Source organism: Spirosoma sp. KUDC1026 (genome assembly GCF_013375035.1).
Lineage (GTDB): Bacteria > Bacteroidota > Bacteroidia > Cytophagales > Spirosomataceae > Spirosoma.
This window is the reverse complement of sequence record NZ_CP056032.1, coordinates 879,902-897,869: the sequence shown is the minus strand read 5'-3', so window position 1 is coordinate 897,869 and position 17,968 is coordinate 879,902. Positions and strand designations below refer to the sequence as shown.

Below are 17,968 nucleotides of genomic sequence, written 5' to 3'. Positions count from 1 at the left end.
CAAGTTAGATGGACAAGGAAATAGCTGCTGTATAGGCCTCGACCAAACTAGCTAGCGCAGTCGCAGGGTCATTTGTTTTCATGAATGCTTCCCCGATCAGGAATCCGTCGTAGCCCGCCTGCATCAGCTGACGCATTGTTGCAGCATCGTGGAGCCCACTTTCGGTAATTTTTGCATACGTATCAGGAATCCGCTCGACCAGCTGTAACGACGTATCAATGTTGGTGACAAAGGTTTTGAGGTTCCGATTGTTGACACCAACCAGATCAATATTAACGCCCAGCGACCGATCCAGTTCCTCTTCGTCGTGCACTTCCAGCAACACCTCAAGTCCCAGATTATGGGCTAGGTTACTGAACTCAGCGACTTCCTCCGAAGTAAGGCAGGAGGCAATTAGTAAAACTAAGTCTGCCCCCCAGGCTTTGGCTTCAAATAACTGATACGGGTCAATAATGAAGTCTTTACGTAGAATTGGCGTACCTGGATTGGCCTGTCGAGCTGCCTGTAGATCGGCGGGAGTACCACCGAAAAACGGCTCATCCGTCAAAACGGACAACACAGCAGCTCCAGCCTTTACATAGCCCTGGGTTGTTTGGGCTACGTCGGCCGAATCATTGATGGTACCTTTGGATGGCGATTTGCGCTTGAACTCGGCGATGATACCCGTTGACCGAAAATCCTGAACCGCGTTACGGGCAGAGATGGGGGGCCGTTTAAAGTCGGGCATTTGTTCCAGCGTAGCCACCTCGATTTCGGCTTTTCGCTGGGCTACTTCCAGTCGCTTCTGTGCGACAATCTGGTCTAAAATCGTCATTCTATCAACTTCTTAAAACAAGCCAGTGCCCGTTTGCTTTCCAGTGACTCACGTGCCATCGCCACAGCATCGTCCCGATTATCAGCCCGCCCGGCGGCCAGCAGCGCCATCGCCGAATTGACCAGTACGGCCTGCTTCTGAGCAGACGTAGCCTCGTCGTTCAGCACGTTCATGAAAATCTTCGCCGATTCGGCCAGCGTTTCCCCGCCAGCCAGTGATTCGGGCGTCAATCGTGCCATGCCTACCTGCGCCGGTTCTAGAATCTGCTCGCGCTGATTACTAATGAGTTTGAACGGTCCTGTCAGCGAGATTTCATCGTATCCGTCAAGCGAATGAACAATCATGAACCGCTTGTCGGTTTGCTGATAAAGGTACGCATATAATCGCGCCAATTCAAGGCTGAACACCCCAACGAGCTGTTTTTGAGGCTTTGCCGGGTTGATCATCGGGCCGAGCACGTTGAAAAATGTTTTCACGCCCAGCTCTCGCCGGATGGGCGCCACATTCTTCATGGCCGGATGGAACAGGGGCGCGTGCAGGAAGCAGATACCTGCCGTTTCCATTTTCCGCTGTAGCTCGCCAATGTCATTGGTAAAGCTATAGCCTAAATACTCCATAATGGTTGACGAACCGACCAGCGACGACACGCCGTGATTACCGTGTTTGGCTACACACTGCCCCGCACCCGCTACCACAAAAGACGATAGCGTTGAAATGTTGAACGTATCGCGGCCATCGCCCCCGGTCCCGCACAGGTCCATTGGGTCGTAAGCGTCCAGATCCACCGGTACACAAAGCTCCAGCATTGCATCGCGGAAGCCTTCCAGCTCTTCCAGCCGAAGGCTTCGCATCATGTATACTGTCAGGAAGGAAGCAATCTGCGCAGCATTGTACTCTCCCCGACCGATACCCAGCAGAACCTGACAAGCCTGCTCCTTCGTCAGCGATTTATACGCAAAAAGTTGATTTAAGATTTCTTTCATGGAATGATAATGAGTGAATGAGTGAGTTAGCGATTGAGTGAATGTTTTACCCCCGGAATGCTATTCACTCATTCACACAATCGCTAATTCACTCATTATTTTAGCCAGTTTTGAATCATGGTTACGCCGTTCTCGGTGAGGACCGATTCGGGATGAAACTGCAAACCGCGAACATCGAAGCGGGTGTGTGCTAATGCCATTACGCGGCCCTGTTCGTCGATGGCAGTTGTTTTCAGATCCGCAGGCATCGTGTCGCCCACGACCGTCCAGGAGTGATAGCGACCTACTTTCAGTTCAGCGGGAACATTAGCGAATAAAGGGTCCGAAGTATCGGTAACGCTAATCTGATGCGCTACACCATGCAGGACATCGCCCAGATTTTCGAGTTTCGCGCCGTACACTTCGCCAATGCCCTGGTGCCCCAGACAGATCCCCAGGATACTCTTTGTAGGGCCGTATTCAGTAACCAAGTCCTGCATTATACCCGCTTCGGATGGAATTCCGGGTCCTGGCGACAGCAGGATCTTGTCGTACTGGGCTACGTCTTCCAGAGCTATTTTGTTGTTCCGAATCACGTCCGGCCGGTGCCCCAACTCCCGCAGAATGTACACGAGGTTGTAGGTAAATGAATCGTAATTATCTAAGACTAGGAGTTTCATAGAAAGGGACGGAAAAGGGAAAACAGGAACAAGGAGAAAGGAAAACCAATGCTCGGCAACTTTCTTGTTCCTTTGTCCTTATTTCCTTGTTCCGAGTTTTAAATCTTTTTCGCTTGTTCGATGGCCATCCGGAGGGCGGCCAGTTTGTTGTGTACTTCCTGTAGCTCGCTCTCCACAACCGACTTGGCGACAACGCCAGCGCCAGCCTGGTAGTATAACGTATTATCCTTACTCATGAACGTACGGATCATGATGGCATGGTTGAATTCACCGTCAAATCCCATATAGCCGATACTTCCCGCGTAGAAACTCCGGCTAATATTTTCGTAGCGGTCGATCAGTTGCATAGCGTTGTGCTTGGGCGCACCCGACAACGTACCAGCCGGAAACGTTTCGGCAACAATCTGAAGCGGATCGGCGGTTTCGGTCAGGTTGCCCACCACTTTCGAGACCAAGTGGATGACGTGCGAGTAGTACTGGATTTCCTTGAACGTCTCTACGTTCACTACGTCGCAGTTGCGGCTAAGGTCGTTCCGCGCTAAGTCAACCAGCATGACGTGCTCAGCCGATTCCTTCGGATCATCGTAGAGTTTCTGCGCAAGTTCGGCGTCACGAACATCATCTCCTGTACGCCGGAACGTACCGGCAATCGGATAAATCGTTGCCTGCCGGTTCTTCACTACAATCTGCGATTCGGGCGAGGAGCCAAACAGTTTGTAATTACCGTAATCGAAGTAGAATAAATACGGTGAGGGGTTCAGGGAACGTAACGACCGATACACATTCAAGTCATCGCCTTGGAAAGGGGTTGAGAACCGACGCGACAGCACAATCTGAAACACATCGCCCCGCTGGCAGTGGTCTTTGCCCTTTTGGATAACCGCCCGGAACTCGTCGTCCGTAAAATTCGACTGCTCGGGGCCGGTTGGGCTGAACGAATAGGTTGGATAATTACGCCCCGTAATCAGATCACTAATGTAGTCCAAGGTGCTTTCGGGTTCGGCGTCGCCGTCGCGCAAATAGCTGTGCTCGAACAGATACAGTTCGTCCTTGAAGTGGTTGATCGCCAATACGTAACGATACACCGAAAAGACCGCAGCCGGAATCTGGTTTTCGGCTGGAACGGGTGCCTGCAACGTAATGTCTTCAAAGCTCTGTACCGCTGGGTAGCCGAAATAGCCAAACAGTCCGTTCGTGATAAATGAGAAAGATTCTTTCTCGTGTTTGAAGCTGTCTTTGAACTGCTGTAATGCTGTGAGTACCCCGGCCGGTGGAACAGTGGTTTTCTGCTCATCCTCGCCGGGCATCCGCACCGTTAGTTCACCAGCAGTTTCATTCAGTTGGTACGAAAAGCGGGCAACAGGGTCGAATGCGATGTACGAAAAGCTGTTCTCATTGCCATGGTAGTCGGAGCTCTCCAGCAGAATGCTGTTCAGAAAGCGGTCCCGGACGCGCAGGTAAATGCTGACGGGCGTAATAATGTCAGCCAGCATGCGCTTGTGGCGACTGACGACGCGGTAGGTAGTTGCTATTGGCGAACTTGTTTGCATGGTTTCGGAAAATCAGAATAAAAAAGAAGGCCCACCGGGATGACGGTGGGCCTTTGAAATCTATTGGCATATAACAATAGCGGCAACCTTCATCCCAAATGAGAAGAATGCCACCACCAAATCATGTTAATTACCGAGTTATTCATTGTTCTTGTCTTATGCTGGTGCGTCCAACTCATTTAGCCACACCTATAATACCCCGAAGGATGCCACAAATATAGACGCTTCAGTACGGTACAAACAAACTAGCCAGCAATTTTTTTGCGAATGAATGCAGCCAGTTCGTCCGGAGTCTCCCAGGGCAGCAAGTGCCCAGCTTCTTCGATTGTCTCTATCGTTACGTTTTTCAGATAAGGAATCGTCAGCTCTGGCTGAACTTCGGGAGCCAACGCCTTATCGTCTGACCCAACAATAATGGCAGCCGGTACACTAATCGAAACCATCTGATCAGCGATGTCCTCCTTACTCCCTAACGTCAGCCAGGCGTTCCAGGCCGAAGTAGACGTGCGTAGGTTATCTGCAATAATTTGCTCTTTCACCTCATCAGAAACTGGACGGACGGTGATTTTCTCGAATGTCTGTTCTGCCGCGGAACGCTGTCCATGACCAGCCAGCATCTCCTGCCGGTCTTTATCGGGAATGGGCTCCGGACGCGGGGGCGAGGGCGATACCAGTAGAAGTTGCCGCAAACCTTTTGGTTGCCGGGACGCTAGTTGCAGGACAACTTTTCCACTCATCGAGTGTCCCACCAGAACAAATTGGTCGATTGATAAATCCTGAATCAGTGCAGCAACATCATCAGCCATATCTTCTACAGAATAACCCGTTTCCGTCGCATCCGAGTCACCGCAACCGCGCAGATCTATGGCTACACACTTGTATTCATCCGCAAGCTGATTCATTACCGCCTGCCACTCCAATGCCGATCCGCCGAAATAATGCAGAAACACAAGCGTCAAGGCTCCGCTCCCCTGCTCCAGCACGTTTAGGTTAACGCCGTTGATTAGTCGTTTCATCAGACGTTTACTTTCAAACGGGCGGGCCGGTCTGTGATTTCCAGCATCTCCGCGTAAGGAACGATCGTAATCTGACCAAACTCTTTCAACAGGCTTCTGTAGGCTTCTGCAACCGGACGGGGTTTGCGATCCAGATCATACAATCCGCAGGCATTTACCCGGTTGTTCTGTTCGCCTAGTTGGGTGTCCCAGTCAATCTGGTCGATGAGGCTATACCAGGTAAATCCTAACACTGGCACGCCATCACGGCGCATACGCATAATACCTATCCACTGCTTACGTAGCCACATCGGCGCGTCCTCTGCTTCAAATACGTTGGTTTCCGTGTGCATTACCGGCATTCGATACCGAATGTAGTAGTCCTTCGTAATCTCGTACCAGCCCAGTACGTCCATTGATATCTGAATAGTACCGTCCGATAATCGAATGCGCTCGTTTCGACCATAATAGTCGTTACCCATAATCTGATAACCCGGCGGTTTCCCAGCCATGAACCAGTCGTATTCCTCACGGGTCATTCCATTGTCCATCAAGTACATGCTAACCGTGGCCGAAGGTGAGTTAGCGTATAACAGGTCGAGCGATAGAAAGCGGAGTTCGTTATCGAGCGATACCTGAGGGGAGGGCGTTGCGCATAGTTCATGCGTATACTCAGCGCTCTCACTTTGTACGATCACACAGTCATTACGACGCTTAGCAATCTGCTGGGTCCCCAAGATACTGGCCGCAACGGCGTGCTTCATGGCCGTAACAAACGCTTTATCTGATTTTAGTTGCTCATTCCAGACGCCGTCCTTAGCACTGATCCGGGCTGTTACGTAAATCTCGTTGACGGGCGTGTAGAACCGTACCCAGGGGTAACGATCTGCAACGGCGGCTGCATACTCGGCAAAAAGAACGGGCAGGTCGGGGTTTTGAAAATCACCTACCCAGTCGGGCACGCCAAAGTGCATCAGGTCCAGAATAGGTGTAATCTTCAACCGCTTGATTTCGGCCATAGCCTCGTCGGCAAAACTCCAGTCGAATTTACCCGGTCCCTGATGAATGCTATAGTAAGGAAGTCCGTACCGGAGTACGTTCAAGCCTAACTCTTTCACTAGACCCAAATCTTCCTTGTACCGGTCGTAGTGCCCGCATTCCCGCAGCTGATCGCGCCGAACTTTGCCATTTTCGATGGTTGGATACGAGCACTCAATTCCGGTCGCGAACATGAAGTTACCCGCATCAGCATTGGGAAAACCACTGCCGTCATGACCACCAGCGCCCCCAAATTGATCACCATCGTAACCACCGTCGCCGTATTTCTTTTTGATACTACTTAAGAATCCTTTTGGCATGTTGTTTACTGTTCAAGAGCAGGGCTCCGTGTTCATTAGTATGTTGTATTCAATTAATCCAGCCGGTTTCGGTTTGTCAGGAATCGGTCAGCGGTACGTAACGACAAGGCCATAATCGTCAACGCGGGGTTTACGCTAAGCGCACTCGGAAACGTGGAATTATCGCTGATGTATAAATTAGGGATGTCGAATGACTGACCGTCAGCGTTGACCACTGCCCTGTCGCCATCGTTTCCCATGCGGCAGGTTCCGATAACGTGAGCGTTACGCGGAAACGCCCAGATATTTTTGGCCCCGGCCGCTTCCCAGATCTCACGCATTACTTTATTAGCATGCGCCGTCATGCGTACTTCGCTTTCCCCGTTGGTGAAATAGACGCGAGGTTTGGGCAGCCCCCGACTGTCTTTCTCGTCGGCCAACTCCATGTAATTATGTTCGTAGGGCAGACAGTCGCCTAGGATGTTGATACCTGCAACGTGGTTGTAAGCCGAAGCAGCTCGTTTCAGCTCCTGCCCCCACAGCCCACGTCCCCGTGCCATCTGCTGCATGTACGTAACGGGCATGACCCCGATCGACTGGAGCAGATACCCCCCAACAAAATCGGCATCAGACGCTCGGTGCATGTCTTCCGAAATCATCGCGCCGGGAATACCCTTGTATGGTCGGACATCTTCATCAAACTCTCCCCAGATTTGCAAACCAGGGTGCGCCATAACGTTACGTCCAACCTGCCCACTGCTGTTGGCAAGGTTGTTCATTAGTAGGAGTCGGGCTGTTTCAATCGTTCCCGCGCACAGGAACACGTACCGGCATCGTTGCCGCTCTTCCTGCCCGTTCCGGATGTAAACGACTTCGCTGATTTTACCGGATGCATCGCGGATCAACTGAGTTACGAAGCACTCGGGCCGGATCTCAGCACCTTTGCTAATCGCCAACGGAATGTACGTTACGTCCATACTGGCTTTGGCACCGATGTTGCATCCTGCTTGGCAGAAACCCCGGTTGGCGCAGGCAGGTCGGTGGCCAACGCCTTCCTGGTAATAACCCGCCGACAAAGCTGCATTAGCGGCTGGAGCCGTTTTGATACCGACTTCTTTACAGCCCCGCTCCATGAGCTGTCCGGCACCGTTGACGGGCAGCGGTCCCAGGGGATACGATCGCTTTCGGGAAGGCCCCCAGGGATAGTTAGCAGGCCCCGACACACCGATAAAGTGTTCGACTTCGTCGTAATACTGCGCAATCTCCTCAAAGTCAATCGGCCAGTCTTCACCAACTCCGAACTCGGTTCTGATCTTCAAATCGTCGGGGTGAACACGGGGGGTATAAGCTGTATAATGCAGCGTCGAGCCGCCCACACCCGTACCCGAATTGTTGCTCCCGAATGGCAGTGGATCATCTCCCGCGCTCAGGCGTTCGTCGTTCCAGAAAAGTTTCTCCTGTGCTTTTTCGTCAGTCGAAAAGTCCTTTTTGGGGTCCCAGTATTTTCCGGCTTCCAGAGCGACGACCTTCAGACCGGCACCGGCTAAACGGGCCAGTAAGGGCGCACCACCCGCCCCCGTGCCGATGATAACCGCATCGACCGTCTCATTCGTTGTGTATTGTTTCATAAATGGCGGGCTTACTGGTCAAGCGGTTTAGGTTCACGAGTTTCCAGCTCGTTCAACTGAATACGTTGCCAGGTTGGCACATCGGCCATACCGACGTAACCAATCTCTTCCTGTGCTAGTGGATGACTGTAATAAGTGCCAACGACTTCAGCCAGCATTTCTTCGAAAAAGCGTTCAGAAGGGATCTTATCCCAGACAGCACCTGGCGCATCCGCAGCCTGTACACGTCTGAGTACTTCATCCTGTTGGTCGCCGGTCAGTTGCAGAAACGGTTGTTCGAATAGTGCTTGTGCGCTTTCATCAACGCCCTGCAGTCCTGTCCGATAAGCATCTCCGTCGGCGGGCATGGTGTCATAACGCCACCCGTCTGACTTATTTCCGGCCAGTCGCTCGTCAATTCCACCGGCAATGTCGATGGGCTCAGTCCGATCCGGCTGAGGGATCAGCCGGCCGCAGATCGCTTTCAGTAACGACAACTCCGCTTCTGAGAAGAATTTGGGTGCACTGGGTTGTTTGGTCAATCGTTCCGTCAATGCCTGGCGGGTTGCGTCAGTAACCATATCCGTATCGAGCAGAGCCCGTACGGTACCAGCAGGGTAGTGATAGTAGGTTTTCATCTATGTTTTTTTACGTACTGTCGCCCGGTTCCCACCAGTGTCGCGCCGGCAGTAAATACGACAAGGTCGGGCGTTACTCTAGCCCAGCTTACCACCAGTTACTTCGACGATGCTCCCGGTCATAAAACTACCATCGCCCGACGCCAGCAGGACGTAGGCCGGGGCTAGTTCTTCGGGTTGACCAGGCCGTTCCAATGCCACTTCGTGACCAAAATTTTTAACTTCATCTTCGGGCATGGTACCCGGAATATTAGGCGTCCAGACCGGGCCGGGAGCCACGCAGTTAACCCGGATCTTTTTCTTGCCCAGTTGGATCGCCAGTGACTTGGTGAAGGCATGAATAGCCCCCTTCGTCGCTGTGTAGTCCACCAGAATCGGGTTACCCACAATACCAACAATACTGCCCGTATTCACGATCGCATCGCCTTCGCTTAGGTGCGGCAGCGCTGCCTGAGCCATGAAGAAATAGGCAATGATATTAGTATCGAAACTCCGCCGAAGCTGCTCCTCCGTAATGTCTTCCAGGTTTTCCTGTGCCATTTGAAAAGCCGCATTGTTCACCAGAATATTTAGTTTACCGTAATGGCCAACCGTCTGTTTAACAATGTCTTTACAGTTAGCCGAACTCCGAACATCGGCCTGAATGACCAGGCAGGATCCACCTTTGCTTTCGACCAGTCGTTTCGTTTCGTTAGCATCGTCGGTATTTTCGTTGTAGGCAATGGCAACTTTAGCGCCTTCCATCGCAAAGGCAATGGCCACCGCCCTACCAATGCCGGAGTCAGCCCCCGTGATGATGGCTACCTTATCGGTCAGCTTATTAGCCGCTTTGTAATTCGACAGATCACTGTCAGGAGCCGGATTCATGTCCGACTGTTTGGCAGGGTAAGGTAGTTGCTGACCGGGCATCTCCTTCGATTCGGGCCGAAATTCTGTTTGATTCATAACGCGGGTTGAGTATTCGGTAAACAAATGATTGTTCGAGCTGTGGTCACGAAATCACAGTAATCGTATATAAGTTTTGTAAACCGCTGTTGTACCTTTTTGTTGTACAAACACGAAAAGAGCCGCTCAGAATTGGGCGGCTCTTCATGTAGGTCGGTAAAATTGCCTAACCTGTCATGCAATTATTACATCTCGATCATCGTGATGTTAATACTCTTGTCGGCATCCAGATCAAAGGCGCTCTGGTCGAAATCCGGCGGCCCCATCAGCACGCTTACGTTCGAGAAACCAAAAGGCTCGGTTGGCATCATGCCTGCCATATCGATCTTCTGATTATCGTTTAGATCCTGGTAGACCCGGACAGCGTAACGCCCTGTCTTTAGCTTGTCGAACGTAATGCTGATCTCACCAGAGGCTGGTACGTCCACACTCTTCTGCATGATCGATTGTCCACTGAATGAACTGGCGTCATTGGCCAGGCCGATATACACTTTGCCGCTCCGCTTATTGACGCCGGAGAGCGTAACGGTGAGCTTATGCGTGGCCGTATCAGCCACCATACGGCCAGGATTGCCAAATGAGAATACACAAACAAAAAGAAGCAGGCTCAAGGTAGTAATGATCGTTTTCATGGCTTGTAGGATTTACGTGTCGTTTGGTTTATGGCTCAAACATAGTAATCCACCAGAAGCCGGTCAAACCAAAGGGACGTTCAGCACGCTACTGGGACAAACAGCAACGATTGGGACGAATAAAACCACGCAGGGACGGCTGGGAAAGCCCTTTTATTGACTTATCGGGCTAATCCATCCTGCCGGGCGCGATCACGAATACGTTTCGCCCGGGCCTGGCTGTCGGGGTGCGACGACATAAACTGCGTCAGTTTGTTACTGCCACCGCCACTTGCCTTGGCCAGCTTTTCGAATGAGGTCGCCAGCGCGGTTACGTTGTAGCCGTTACGCTTCAGGAAATTGTAGCTATAGTCATCTGCTTCAGTTTCCTGCTTCCGACTGAATTTAGCGCCAACCAACTGGTCAGCAATACCACCCACCTGAGACCGGGCCAGCGACCCAATAACCCCCGGCAGGGCAGCCCCACCGTTTCGGATGGCCGACCGCTGGAGCGCTTGCTTCATAGCATCGCGCGAATCCTGATTAGCTACGTGGCCGATTTCGTGACCAATCACGGCCAGTACTTCCTGATCGCTCATCAGATCCATCAGCCCTTTGAACACCCGCACACTACCGTCAGCCGTAGCGAAGGCGTTTACGTCTTTAACCAGGTAAACCTTATAATTGATCGGCGTCTTGTTGACCGTTCGGAGACGACTAACAATCCGATTCAGACGCTGTGTGTACGGATCATTAGGCCCCGCGACGGGGTTCTCAGCGTCCATTTTCTGAACGGCCTGTTTTGAGTAAGTCGCCACCTGGGCGTTCGTCAATCGGTAGGCGTTCGCGAGGTCGAGCGCTCCCTGCACCAGGTTACCGGCGCCCTGAGCCATTACTGCGTTAGAAAGCCCAAGTAAAATAAGCGATAAACTGATGGTTGTTTTTATAGCCTGAAATGAAAACATAGATAAGAATCTGTGATGTCCCACTATTGACGATGTAAGCCAGGCAAAGGTTTAAAGATCTGCCGAAACCAAGCGCTAATCACCTAGCAGTCACCAACATAGTCATCTGTTTAGTTCAGCGTCAGGTTACCGTTTTTGTTGTAGCGAATTTCCTCTTCAGCCAGCATCTGCTCGAGCGTTCGGGCCAGCGTCTGGGAGTCGGTCTGAGCGAAGTGGTGCGAGAGTTGTTTGGGTGATACGCCCGGCCCATTGGCCAGCGCTACGTAGGCACGCACCTCCTCCCGAACGAGCGGTGATACCGGGGTCTCCTGCTGCTTTTTCCGCCGGATGCAGTTGTCGCAGATGCCGCAGGCTTCGCCGGGTGCTTCGCCGAAATAGGCCTGCAACAGCCGGGTACGACACTGCGTCAGGTGTTCGGTGTAAATTATAGCCGCCTTTACTTTCCGCATCGCCAGATCCTTCCGCCGGTTTAGTTCCTGCACGTTCACGGGCAGTGATGGCGCGTCGTAACGGGGCGTCAGAAACGTCAGCTGCGGTTTGTCTTTCTGCTTTTCGTACAGAATGACCTCGCGCTGCTGCAGTTGATCCAGCAGGTTCATAACCTCCTCCGTACTCACCAGAAAAGCCTTCGCCAGCGCCGACTCCGAAATCGTCACAAAGTCCATAAAGGCTTCGCCCCCGTACATGCGCAGCAGCAGCTTGATAAATGGGTCGAAGCGCGGATTCATTACCTGAAACTCGTAAAGCTGCCGATTATCCAGCGTCAGCGTAAACTTCGACGGCCGAAAGTACGTCTCCGTCAGTTGAATGAAACCTTCCAGCTGCAGCTGCTTCAGGGCATAGTGGGTTTCCTGGGGCGGCAGACTGAACGTATTGGTAAAGGTATGCAGGTCGAAATCGTAGCTGGTAAACTCCCCCCCGCCAACGGGTACCGCCGTGTAGTTAGCCACCGCCTGATAAACCCGACGCAGCATGGCTACGGGTTGGTAGAGCTGCTCGGTACGGAACGTCAGGTTCTCCAGATCACCTTTGGTATAGAGCATGAGTCCGTAGGCTTTCTGCCCATCGCGCCCGGCCCGCCCGGCTTCCTGATAATACGCTTCCAGCGAATCCGGTACGTCGAGGTGAATTACCAGCCGTACGTCGGGTTTGTCGATGCCCATCCCGAAGGCGTTCGTAGCCACCATCACCCGCGTCTGGTTTTGAATCCAGGCGTCCTGCTTGTCAGCCCGCTGCTGATTGGTCAGCCCAGCATGGTAAAAATCGGTCGAAATACCATACTGATTCAGTTTGTTAGCCAATTGCTGGGTCTGTTTCCGACTCCGGACGTAAATAATGGCCGAGCCGGGTACGCGTTGCAGCACCCGAAGCAGACGCCCCTCCTTATCGTCCTCCTGCATGACCGAGTACGACAGGTTGGGCCGGGCGAACGTTTGTCGAAAAATCCCAGGCTCGCGTAACGTCAGCTTCTCGACAATATCTTTCTGCACGTCGGGTGTAGCCGAGGCTGTCAGCGCCATGATGGGCGTATCGGGAACCAGCTCCCGGAACTCGGCAATCTGCAGGTACGGCGGCCGGAAGTCGTACCCCCAGGCTGAAATACAGTGTGCTTCGTCAACGGCAAGCAGGCAAACCGTCATCTGCTTAACCCGCTCAATCACAATTTCGGTACGTAGCCGCTCGGGCGACAGGTAAAGGAATTTAGTATTTCCGTAGATGCAGTTATCGAGCGTGGCGTCAATCTCCCGGTAGTGCATCCCGGAGTAAATCGCGGCCGCCGGAATTCCCCGCCGACGGAGCTGCTCGACCTGGTCCTTCATCAGCGCAATCAGGGGCGTAACGACAATACAAACCCCTTTCATGGCCAGGGCTGGCACCTGGAAGCAGATGGATTTACCGCCCCCCGTGGGCATCAGTACCAGCGAATCCTGCCGGGCCAAGGCCGTGTTGACTACCTCTTCCTGCATGGGCCGGAAAGCGTCATACCCCCAAAATTGCTGTAAAATCTGCCGGATCGTCACTACGCACGTACCAGACCCCTACGTCCGGTTTTTTGTTTCTATCGCGAATTTACGGACTCCGAAAGACAAATCGACCTGCAACCGGTTTTACCTCTTATTTGATAAACCAAACTAACATTCATTGAACCAATGATTCAGAAAGTCATTAAGTCGGACGAAGAGTGGCGTCAGATTCTGACCCCTGAGCAATACCGCGTTACGCGTACAAAAGGTACCGAACGCCCTTTTTCGGGCGAATACTGCGAAGTCCACGACCCCGGCCTGTACGCCTGTGTGTGCTGCGACACCGACCTGTTCGAGTCGACAAACAAGTTCGAATCGGGTACGGGCTGGCCGAGTTTTACGGCACCGATCGACCCCGAGCGCATCCGACTGGAAGAAGATTTTACCTACGGGATGCACCGGGTGGAGGTGCTCTGCAACGTCTGCGACGCTCATCTGGGGCACGTTTTCAACGACGGCCCACCACCGACGGGTATGCGCTATTGCCTCAACTCGGTTGCGCTAGTTCTGAAACGTGCGGCCGATCAGGAATAATTTCACCCATTGGACCACGTCAGTACAACAAATGCTGGCGTTGCTCGTGTTATTTATCAGCGCTTACTACTATCTTAGGTCGGCAATCGACGGCGTAATGAGATAGTAAGCGCTGATTTATTTTTATCTGTTTCGTTAACCCAGTTCAATACCTGATATTAACCTCTACCTCTTTCCTGTATGACTTATTGGAAATTGCCGGCCTGGCTTCTGGTCGCCGGACTGCTCCTGTCGAGTCCGCTGCTGGCTCAACGTACCGGTCAGTCTGAAAAAGCTGCCTCGTACCAGCAGTTTGTACGCCAGATGCGTACTGAATACCCCGGTGTCAGAACCATCTGCTACGGCACGAACCGTGACGCCTTTACCAAGCTCCTCCCCCCAGATGCGTTCCTGAAAAGCCGGCAAAACCCGAACGCCCGGCAGGCAGCGGCTACGTCCCAGTTCATCGTTACGTACAACGGTTTCTCCCCCCAGGCGCAGGCCGCTTTTCAGTACGCCGTGGATATCTGGTCAACGCTGATCGTTTCGTCCGTGCCCATTCGTATTCGGGCCAACTGGACGCGGCAGGCTAACAACGTACTAGGATCAGCCGGTCCAACCGGTTATCGTATATTGGTCAATGGCTCCCAGAAGGCTACGAGTTTTTACCCGATTGCGCTCGCCGAGAAAATCTCCCGGACACAGCTCAACCACCCGGACTCGTCCGATATCAGCGCTAATTTCAATCAAAATTACAACTGGTATTACGGTACCGATGCCAAACCACCCGCTGGCCAGGCCGACCTGGTCAGTGTCGTGCTCCACGAAATTGGTCACGGGCTGGGTATTATCGGCGGTTTCGGTACGACAGGCTCGCTGGGGGAGTTCTCCGCTGGACAGCCTTTCGTCTATGACAATTTTATCGAAAATAGTCAGGGGCAGCGGTTAGTTAATTCATTTCAGGATAATTCTAACGCCCTTTATCGTCAACTGACGGGTGGAGCCCTGTACCTGAACGGCCCTATTCTCCGGCGAAATACGGGACAGCGCGCCAGAATTTATGCGCCCGTGACATTCGCGGCCTCCTCAAGCATTTACCACCTGGACGAAACTGCCTATCCAGCGGGCAACATCAATTCACTGATGACTCCGCAGATTGATAACGCCGAAGCTATTCACAATCCAGGCCCACTCATTCTGAATCTGTTTACCGACATGGAGTGGAAAACCACGTCGGTGTTACACACCCCCCTGGCGGATAGTGAAGACAGTCGAGATCTGGTATTTAGGGTGCAGGTCGTTAGTGACACCGTTCTGAACGAGAACTCCATCCGATTGTTTTACCGCAAGGGAGGGGCAGACACAACCTACACCTCCGTTACGCCCACGCGGGTAGGTACAACGAATGAATATACCTACACACTGCCGGCCGCCCAGGCGCAGGGTGATGTCCGGTATTATTTCCAGGCGCAGGATGCTTCCGGACGAACCTTTACCAACCCTGGTAAACGACCAGACGGTTCCCAGCTTCCCCATCAGGTGCAGACCGGGCCCGACAACACCCCTCCGATTATCCGTTACAGCCCCGACAAGAACTTTATTTTTAATCCGGCAGCAACGGATAGTCTATCTGTTTATGCCCATATTTCCGACAATAGAGCAACAGGAATTGACACCGCCTATGTTGAATATCGGGTTAATGGAGGAACACAGGTTAGTGGCATTCCTCTTTTCTACAATCGGGCTACATTCATTGACGGCTTTGATAGTGTGTATGTTGGTCGTATCCGTTTCGCGGCAAACTCCTTAAAAGCGGGGGATCAGGTTTCCTATCGCATTGTAGCGCGGGATTCGTCGCGGGCGCGCAATCAGGCCGCCACCGCCTTTTACACCTTATCGGTCGTGGGTCTACAGGCTGCCCGGTCCTCCTACACGAACTCGTTTACAGCGGCCGGAGCGACAACGGACTTTGCCAATTACGGATTTAGCGTAACAACGACGGCTGGCATTACCAATCCTGCGCTACAGTCTGAGCATCCCTATCGCAATGGTAGCAACTATGCGTACCAGAGCAATTACGAGTCGGTATTGCTGGTGCCCATTACGTTAAAAACAAACCCGGATAGCGCGGTTATTCGGTTCAGCGAGATCGTGCTGGTGGAGCCTAATGAATCCGGCAGTGCATTTGGGAATGATGGTTTCTACGATTATGTTATTGTGGAAGGATCGAGAGACAACGGCCGAAACTGGCGAGAGTTTCAGGTTGGCTACAACGCCAACGATCAGGTCGACTGGCTGAATGCCTTCAACAGAGGTCTTGTTGCTGATCCTACGAACGCCAGTGCACAAAACTCTACGGCTGTTGGCACGACCGCTCTCTATAAACAACGAGAGATTCAGCTGTTAGGCAATGGTTTTTTTCAGGGTGGCAACCAGGTTCTGATCCGGTTCCGGCTTTACGCCGATCAGCTCGTGCACGGCTGGGGCTGGGCCATCGACAATCTCCAGATTCAGGTCCCACCACCACCGCCGGTTCTGGCGACCGAGCCCATCAGCAAAGGCCGCTTTGCGGTATATCCTAACCCGGCCAACACGGGTATTGTCCAGCTTGAAGCAGATTTACCCAAAGCAACGCCCCAGGCCGATCTGGTTGTAACGGGCATGATGGGTCAGTCCATTCGCCAGCAGACCCTGAAGGTAGGCGGCACTAAAATCAGCGAGCGCCTTGACCTGAGCGGTTTACCAACGGGGCTTTACGTGCTGCGGCTGACAGCAGGCGATGCGGTACTGACCCAAAAAGTGATTCTGACCCGATAAAACGGATCACGCTTGTCGAAAGCGGGCTGTTGGCTGTACGTTTGTAGAAACGTCGTCGACAGCCCGCTTTCTTCATGTCTAAACTGCTTCTTGCCTTATTGACCGGCCTGCTACTGGCTGGCTGCTCTCCCGCCCGGCGCCTGAGCCACGACCTGCGCACTCTACCAACCTATACCGATCATAGCCTGGGAGTAGCCGTATATGACCCTATTCGGAAGAAAGCGCTGATTCAGCACAATGCCGATATTCCGTTTACACCTGCCTCCAACACGAAGCTGTTCAGCTTTTACGCGGGGCTGCTGGGGATTTCAGAATCGCTGCCAGCGCTACGTTACGTTGTCCGGCAGGATTCGCTGATCTTCTGGGGAACGGGCAACCCGCTCCTGCTCCACCCCGACCTGCCCGATACGTCGGCGCTGGCCTTTCTGCGCAGTCGGCCAGAACAGCTATTCTTTTCTGCTGACAATTACAGCGGTCCACGCTTTGGGCCGGGCTGGGCCTGGGATGATTACAACGATGACTACTCGGCGGAGTTGGTATCACTGCCCCTGTACGGTAACGTCGTTCGTTTCAACAAGCAGGGTATTAGTCCTGCTGCTTTTCGGGATAGCGTCCGCGTTCTGGAAGCAGGCAGTAAACAGACAGGCGTTCACCGGGCAGAGTTTGCGAATACGTTCACGGTGCCCGGCACTGGCGTTACCAGTAAACAGGATGTACCCTTTCGGTGGTCGCCGGAGCTGGCGGCCCGGCTGCTGAGTGATACGTTACACCGCCCCGTTGGCCTGGTATCTTCTCCCGTTCCGGCAGATGCTCAACTATTACGTGGGCTATCTACTGATTCACTATACAAACGGATGCTTTACGTCAGTGACAATCAGTTTGCCGAGCAGGTCCTGTTTATGCTCTCCGCCGAACGTCGGGCAGACAAGATCGACCCCACTCAGGCCCGGCGCTGGGTAGCCGACAGTGTGTTACGTTACCCCATCACGAAAGCCAAGTGGGTCGACGGTTCCGGTCTGTCGCGCTACAACCTGTTTACGCCCAATATCCTGATCGACCTGCTGGGCCGCATCGATGCCAGGATACCCCGCCAGCGTTTGTTTGCCCTTCTGCCTGCCGCCGGTCGGTCGGGTACGTTACGTTCCATGGGCACCAGCCAGCAACCCTATGTGTATGCCAAGTCGGGGTCCATGAGTGCGGTGTATAACCTGAGCGGCTACATCCTGACGCAACGGGGAAAAACGCTCTATTTCAGCATTATGCACAACAATTTTACGCAGCCGGTCAGCGAAATGCGGCAGCGTACCACCGATCTGCTCCGGCAGATTCACGAGCGGTTCTGAGCAAAGTGTTGAGTCGTTTTCGGCAAACAACTCGACAGGAATCTGGTTCGTTCTGTGTATCTACCTTTTGACAGGATCACAGGATTTCAATTTACATCCCATTAGTCCGCCCGGCGCCCATCGTGGCGCGGCCCAGCTGTAATCCTGTCAAATTGAACCTGAATGAC

16 protein-coding genes are annotated in these 17,968 nt (G+C 52.9%); 4 read left to right on the top strand and 12 right to left on the bottom strand.

What is annotated here, in order from left to right; translation table 11 throughout:
* Positions 1–4: 4 nt before the first annotated feature.
* From trpC to HU175_RS03815, 10 genes are all read right to left on the bottom strand, one after another.
* Positions 5–814, bottom strand: a complete 810-nt coding sequence (trpC, locus tag HU175_RS03860) for an indole-3-glycerol phosphate synthase TrpC (RefSeq protein WP_176565332.1) — start codon at positions 812–814, stop codon at positions 5–7.
* The gene (gene trpD / locus HU175_RS03855) at positions 811–1,797 is read right to left on the bottom strand and encodes an anthranilate phosphoribosyltransferase (RefSeq protein ID WP_176565331.1); all 987 of its coding nucleotides are present in this window, start codon (positions 1,795–1,797) and stop codon (positions 811–813) included. Before trpD ends, trpC begins: the two co-directional genes overlap by 4 nt.
* Before the next feature lie 95 nt (positions 1,798–1,892).
* Positions 1,893–2,456, bottom strand: a complete 564-nt coding sequence (locus HU175_RS03850; protein ID WP_176565330.1) for an anthranilate synthase component II — start codon at positions 2,454–2,456, stop codon at positions 1,893–1,895.
* 98 nt (positions 2,457–2,554) lie between these two features.
* The gene (locus HU175_RS03845) at positions 2,555–4,006 is read right to left on the bottom strand and encodes an anthranilate synthase component I family protein (RefSeq protein WP_176565329.1); all 1,452 of its coding nucleotides are present in this window, start codon (positions 4,004–4,006) and stop codon (positions 2,555–2,557) included.
* A gap of 245 nt (positions 4,007–4,251) precedes the next feature.
* A complete protein-coding gene (locus tag HU175_RS03840) occupies positions 4,252–5,022 on the bottom strand; it encodes an alpha/beta fold hydrolase (RefSeq protein ID WP_176565328.1) in 771 nt (256 codons plus the stop codon).
* Entirely contained in the window at positions 5,022–6,359 is a 1,338-nt protein-coding gene (locus HU175_RS03835; RefSeq protein WP_176565327.1) for a family 1 glycosylhydrolase, read from the bottom strand. The genes HU175_RS03840 and HU175_RS03835 overlap by 1 nt, the downstream gene beginning before the upstream one ends.
* A 53-nt stretch (positions 6,360–6,412) precedes the next feature.
* Positions 6,413–7,966 carry a GMC family oxidoreductase gene (locus HU175_RS03830; RefSeq protein ID WP_176565326.1) on the bottom strand — a complete coding sequence of 518 codons (1,554 nt, stop codon included), beginning with the start codon at positions 7,964–7,966 and terminating at the stop codon, positions 6,413–6,415.
* Positions 7,967–7,977: 11 nt separating this feature from the next.
* Positions 7,978–8,583: a gluconate 2-dehydrogenase subunit 3 family protein gene (locus HU175_RS03825; RefSeq protein WP_176565325.1), complete on the bottom strand. Its 606-nt coding sequence runs from the start codon at positions 8,581–8,583 to the stop codon at positions 7,978–7,980.
* A gap of 78 nt (positions 8,584–8,661) precedes the next feature.
* The gene (locus tag HU175_RS03820; protein WP_176565324.1) at positions 8,662–9,528 is read right to left on the bottom strand and encodes an SDR family oxidoreductase; all 867 of its coding nucleotides are present in this window, start codon (positions 9,526–9,528) and stop codon (positions 8,662–8,664) included.
* A 185-nt stretch (positions 9,529–9,713) separates the two neighbouring features.
* Entirely contained in the window at positions 9,714–10,160 is a 447-nt protein-coding gene (locus HU175_RS03815) for a DUF2141 domain-containing protein (protein WP_176565323.1), read from the bottom strand.
* Between HU175_RS03815 and HU175_RS03810 the strand changes: the two genes are divergently transcribed.
* A complete protein-coding gene (locus HU175_RS03810) occupies positions 10,159–10,320 on the top strand; it encodes a hypothetical protein (RefSeq protein WP_176565322.1) in 162 nt (53 codons plus the stop codon). The two genes, HU175_RS03815 and HU175_RS03810, sit on opposite strands and share 2 nt — an antisense overlap.
* A gap of 1 nt (position 10,321) precedes the next feature.
* Here HU175_RS03810 and HU175_RS03805 read toward each other — a convergent pair whose 3' ends face one another.
* Both HU175_RS03805 and HU175_RS03800 read right to left on the bottom strand, forming a co-directional pair.
* Positions 10,322–11,104 (bottom strand): M48 family metallopeptidase, encoded by a 783-nt coding sequence (locus tag HU175_RS03805; protein WP_317167788.1) that lies wholly within the window; start codon positions 11,102–11,104, stop codon positions 10,322–10,324.
* A gap of 110 nt (positions 11,105–11,214) precedes the next feature.
* On the bottom strand, positions 11,215–13,071 hold the full coding sequence (locus HU175_RS03800) for an ATP-dependent DNA helicase RecQ (protein ID WP_255433110.1): 1,857 nt from the start codon (positions 13,069–13,071) through the stop codon (positions 11,215–11,217).
* 183 nt (positions 13,072–13,254) lie between these two features.
* On the opposite strand from HU175_RS03800, the gene msrB reads away from it, so the two are divergent.
* From msrB to HU175_RS03785, 3 genes are all read left to right on the top strand, one after another.
* The gene (gene msrB / locus HU175_RS03795; RefSeq protein ID WP_176565320.1) at positions 13,255–13,662 is read left to right on the top strand and encodes a peptide-methionine (R)-S-oxide reductase MsrB; all 408 of its coding nucleotides are present in this window, start codon (positions 13,255–13,257) and stop codon (positions 13,660–13,662) included.
* Between the two features lie 180 nt (positions 13,663–13,842).
* On the top strand, positions 13,843–16,458 hold the full coding sequence (locus tag HU175_RS03790; protein ID WP_176565319.1) for a T9SS type A sorting domain-containing protein: 2,616 nt from the start codon (positions 13,843–13,845) through the stop codon (positions 16,456–16,458).
* Positions 16,459–16,532: 74 nt separating this feature from the next.
* Positions 16,533–17,801 (top strand): D-alanyl-D-alanine carboxypeptidase/D-alanyl-D-alanine-endopeptidase, encoded by a 1,269-nt coding sequence (locus HU175_RS03785; RefSeq protein ID WP_176565318.1) that lies wholly within the window; start codon positions 16,533–16,535, stop codon positions 17,799–17,801.
* Positions 17,802–17,968 lie beyond the last annotated feature (167 nt).

Bases quoted from the DNA above. Each gene is read 5' to 3' on its own strand.
- HU175_RS03830 (WP_176565326.1), bottom strand. From the start codon at position 7,966: ATGAAACAATACACAACGAATGAGACGGTCGATGCGGTTATCATCGGC.
- HU175_RS03800 (WP_255433110.1), bottom strand. From the start codon at position 13,071: ATGCAGGAAGAGGTAGTCAACACGGCCTTGGCCCGGCAGGATTCGCTG.
- HU175_RS03805 (WP_317167788.1), bottom strand. From the start codon at position 11,104: ATGTTTTCATTTCAGGCTATAAAAACAACCATCAGTTTATCGCTTATT.
- HU175_RS03785 (WP_176565318.1), top strand. From the start codon at position 16,533: ATGTCTAAACTGCTTCTTGCCTTATTGACCGGCCTGCTACTGGCTGGC.
- HU175_RS03810 (WP_176565322.1), top strand. From the start codon at position 10,159: ATGGCTTGTAGGATTTACGTGTCGTTTGGTTTATGGCTCAAACATAGT.
- trpC (WP_176565332.1), bottom strand. From the start codon at position 814: ATGACGATTTTAGACCAGATTGTCGCACAGAAGCGACTGGAAGTAGCC.
- HU175_RS03815 (WP_176565323.1), bottom strand. From the start codon at position 10,160: ATGAAAACGATCATTACTACCTTGAGCCTGCTTCTTTTTGTTTGTGTA.
- HU175_RS03790 (WP_176565319.1), top strand. From the start codon at position 13,843: ATGACTTATTGGAAATTGCCGGCCTGGCTTCTGGTCGCCGGACTGCTC.
- trpD (WP_176565331.1), bottom strand. From the start codon at position 1,797: ATGAAAGAAATCTTAAATCAACTTTTTGCGTATAAATCGCTGACGAAG.
- HU175_RS03840 (WP_176565328.1), bottom strand. From the start codon at position 5,022: ATGAAACGACTAATCAACGGCGTTAACCTAAACGTGCTGGAGCAGGGG.
- HU175_RS03845 (WP_176565329.1), bottom strand. From the start codon at position 4,006: ATGCAAACAAGTTCGCCAATAGCAACTACCTACCGCGTCGTCAGTCGC.
- HU175_RS03825 (WP_176565325.1), bottom strand. From the start codon at position 8,583: ATGAAAACCTACTATCACTACCCTGCTGGTACCGTACGGGCTCTGCTC.
- msrB (WP_176565320.1), top strand. From the start codon at position 13,255: ATGATTCAGAAAGTCATTAAGTCGGACGAAGAGTGGCGTCAGATTCTG.
- HU175_RS03820 (WP_176565324.1), bottom strand. From the start codon at position 9,528: ATGAATCAAACAGAATTTCGGCCCGAATCGAAGGAGATGCCCGGTCAG.
- HU175_RS03850 (WP_176565330.1), bottom strand. From the start codon at position 2,456: ATGAAACTCCTAGTCTTAGATAATTACGATTCATTTACCTACAACCTC.
- HU175_RS03835 (WP_176565327.1), bottom strand. From the start codon at position 6,359: ATGCCAAAAGGATTCTTAAGTAGTATCAAAAAGAAATACGGCGACGGT.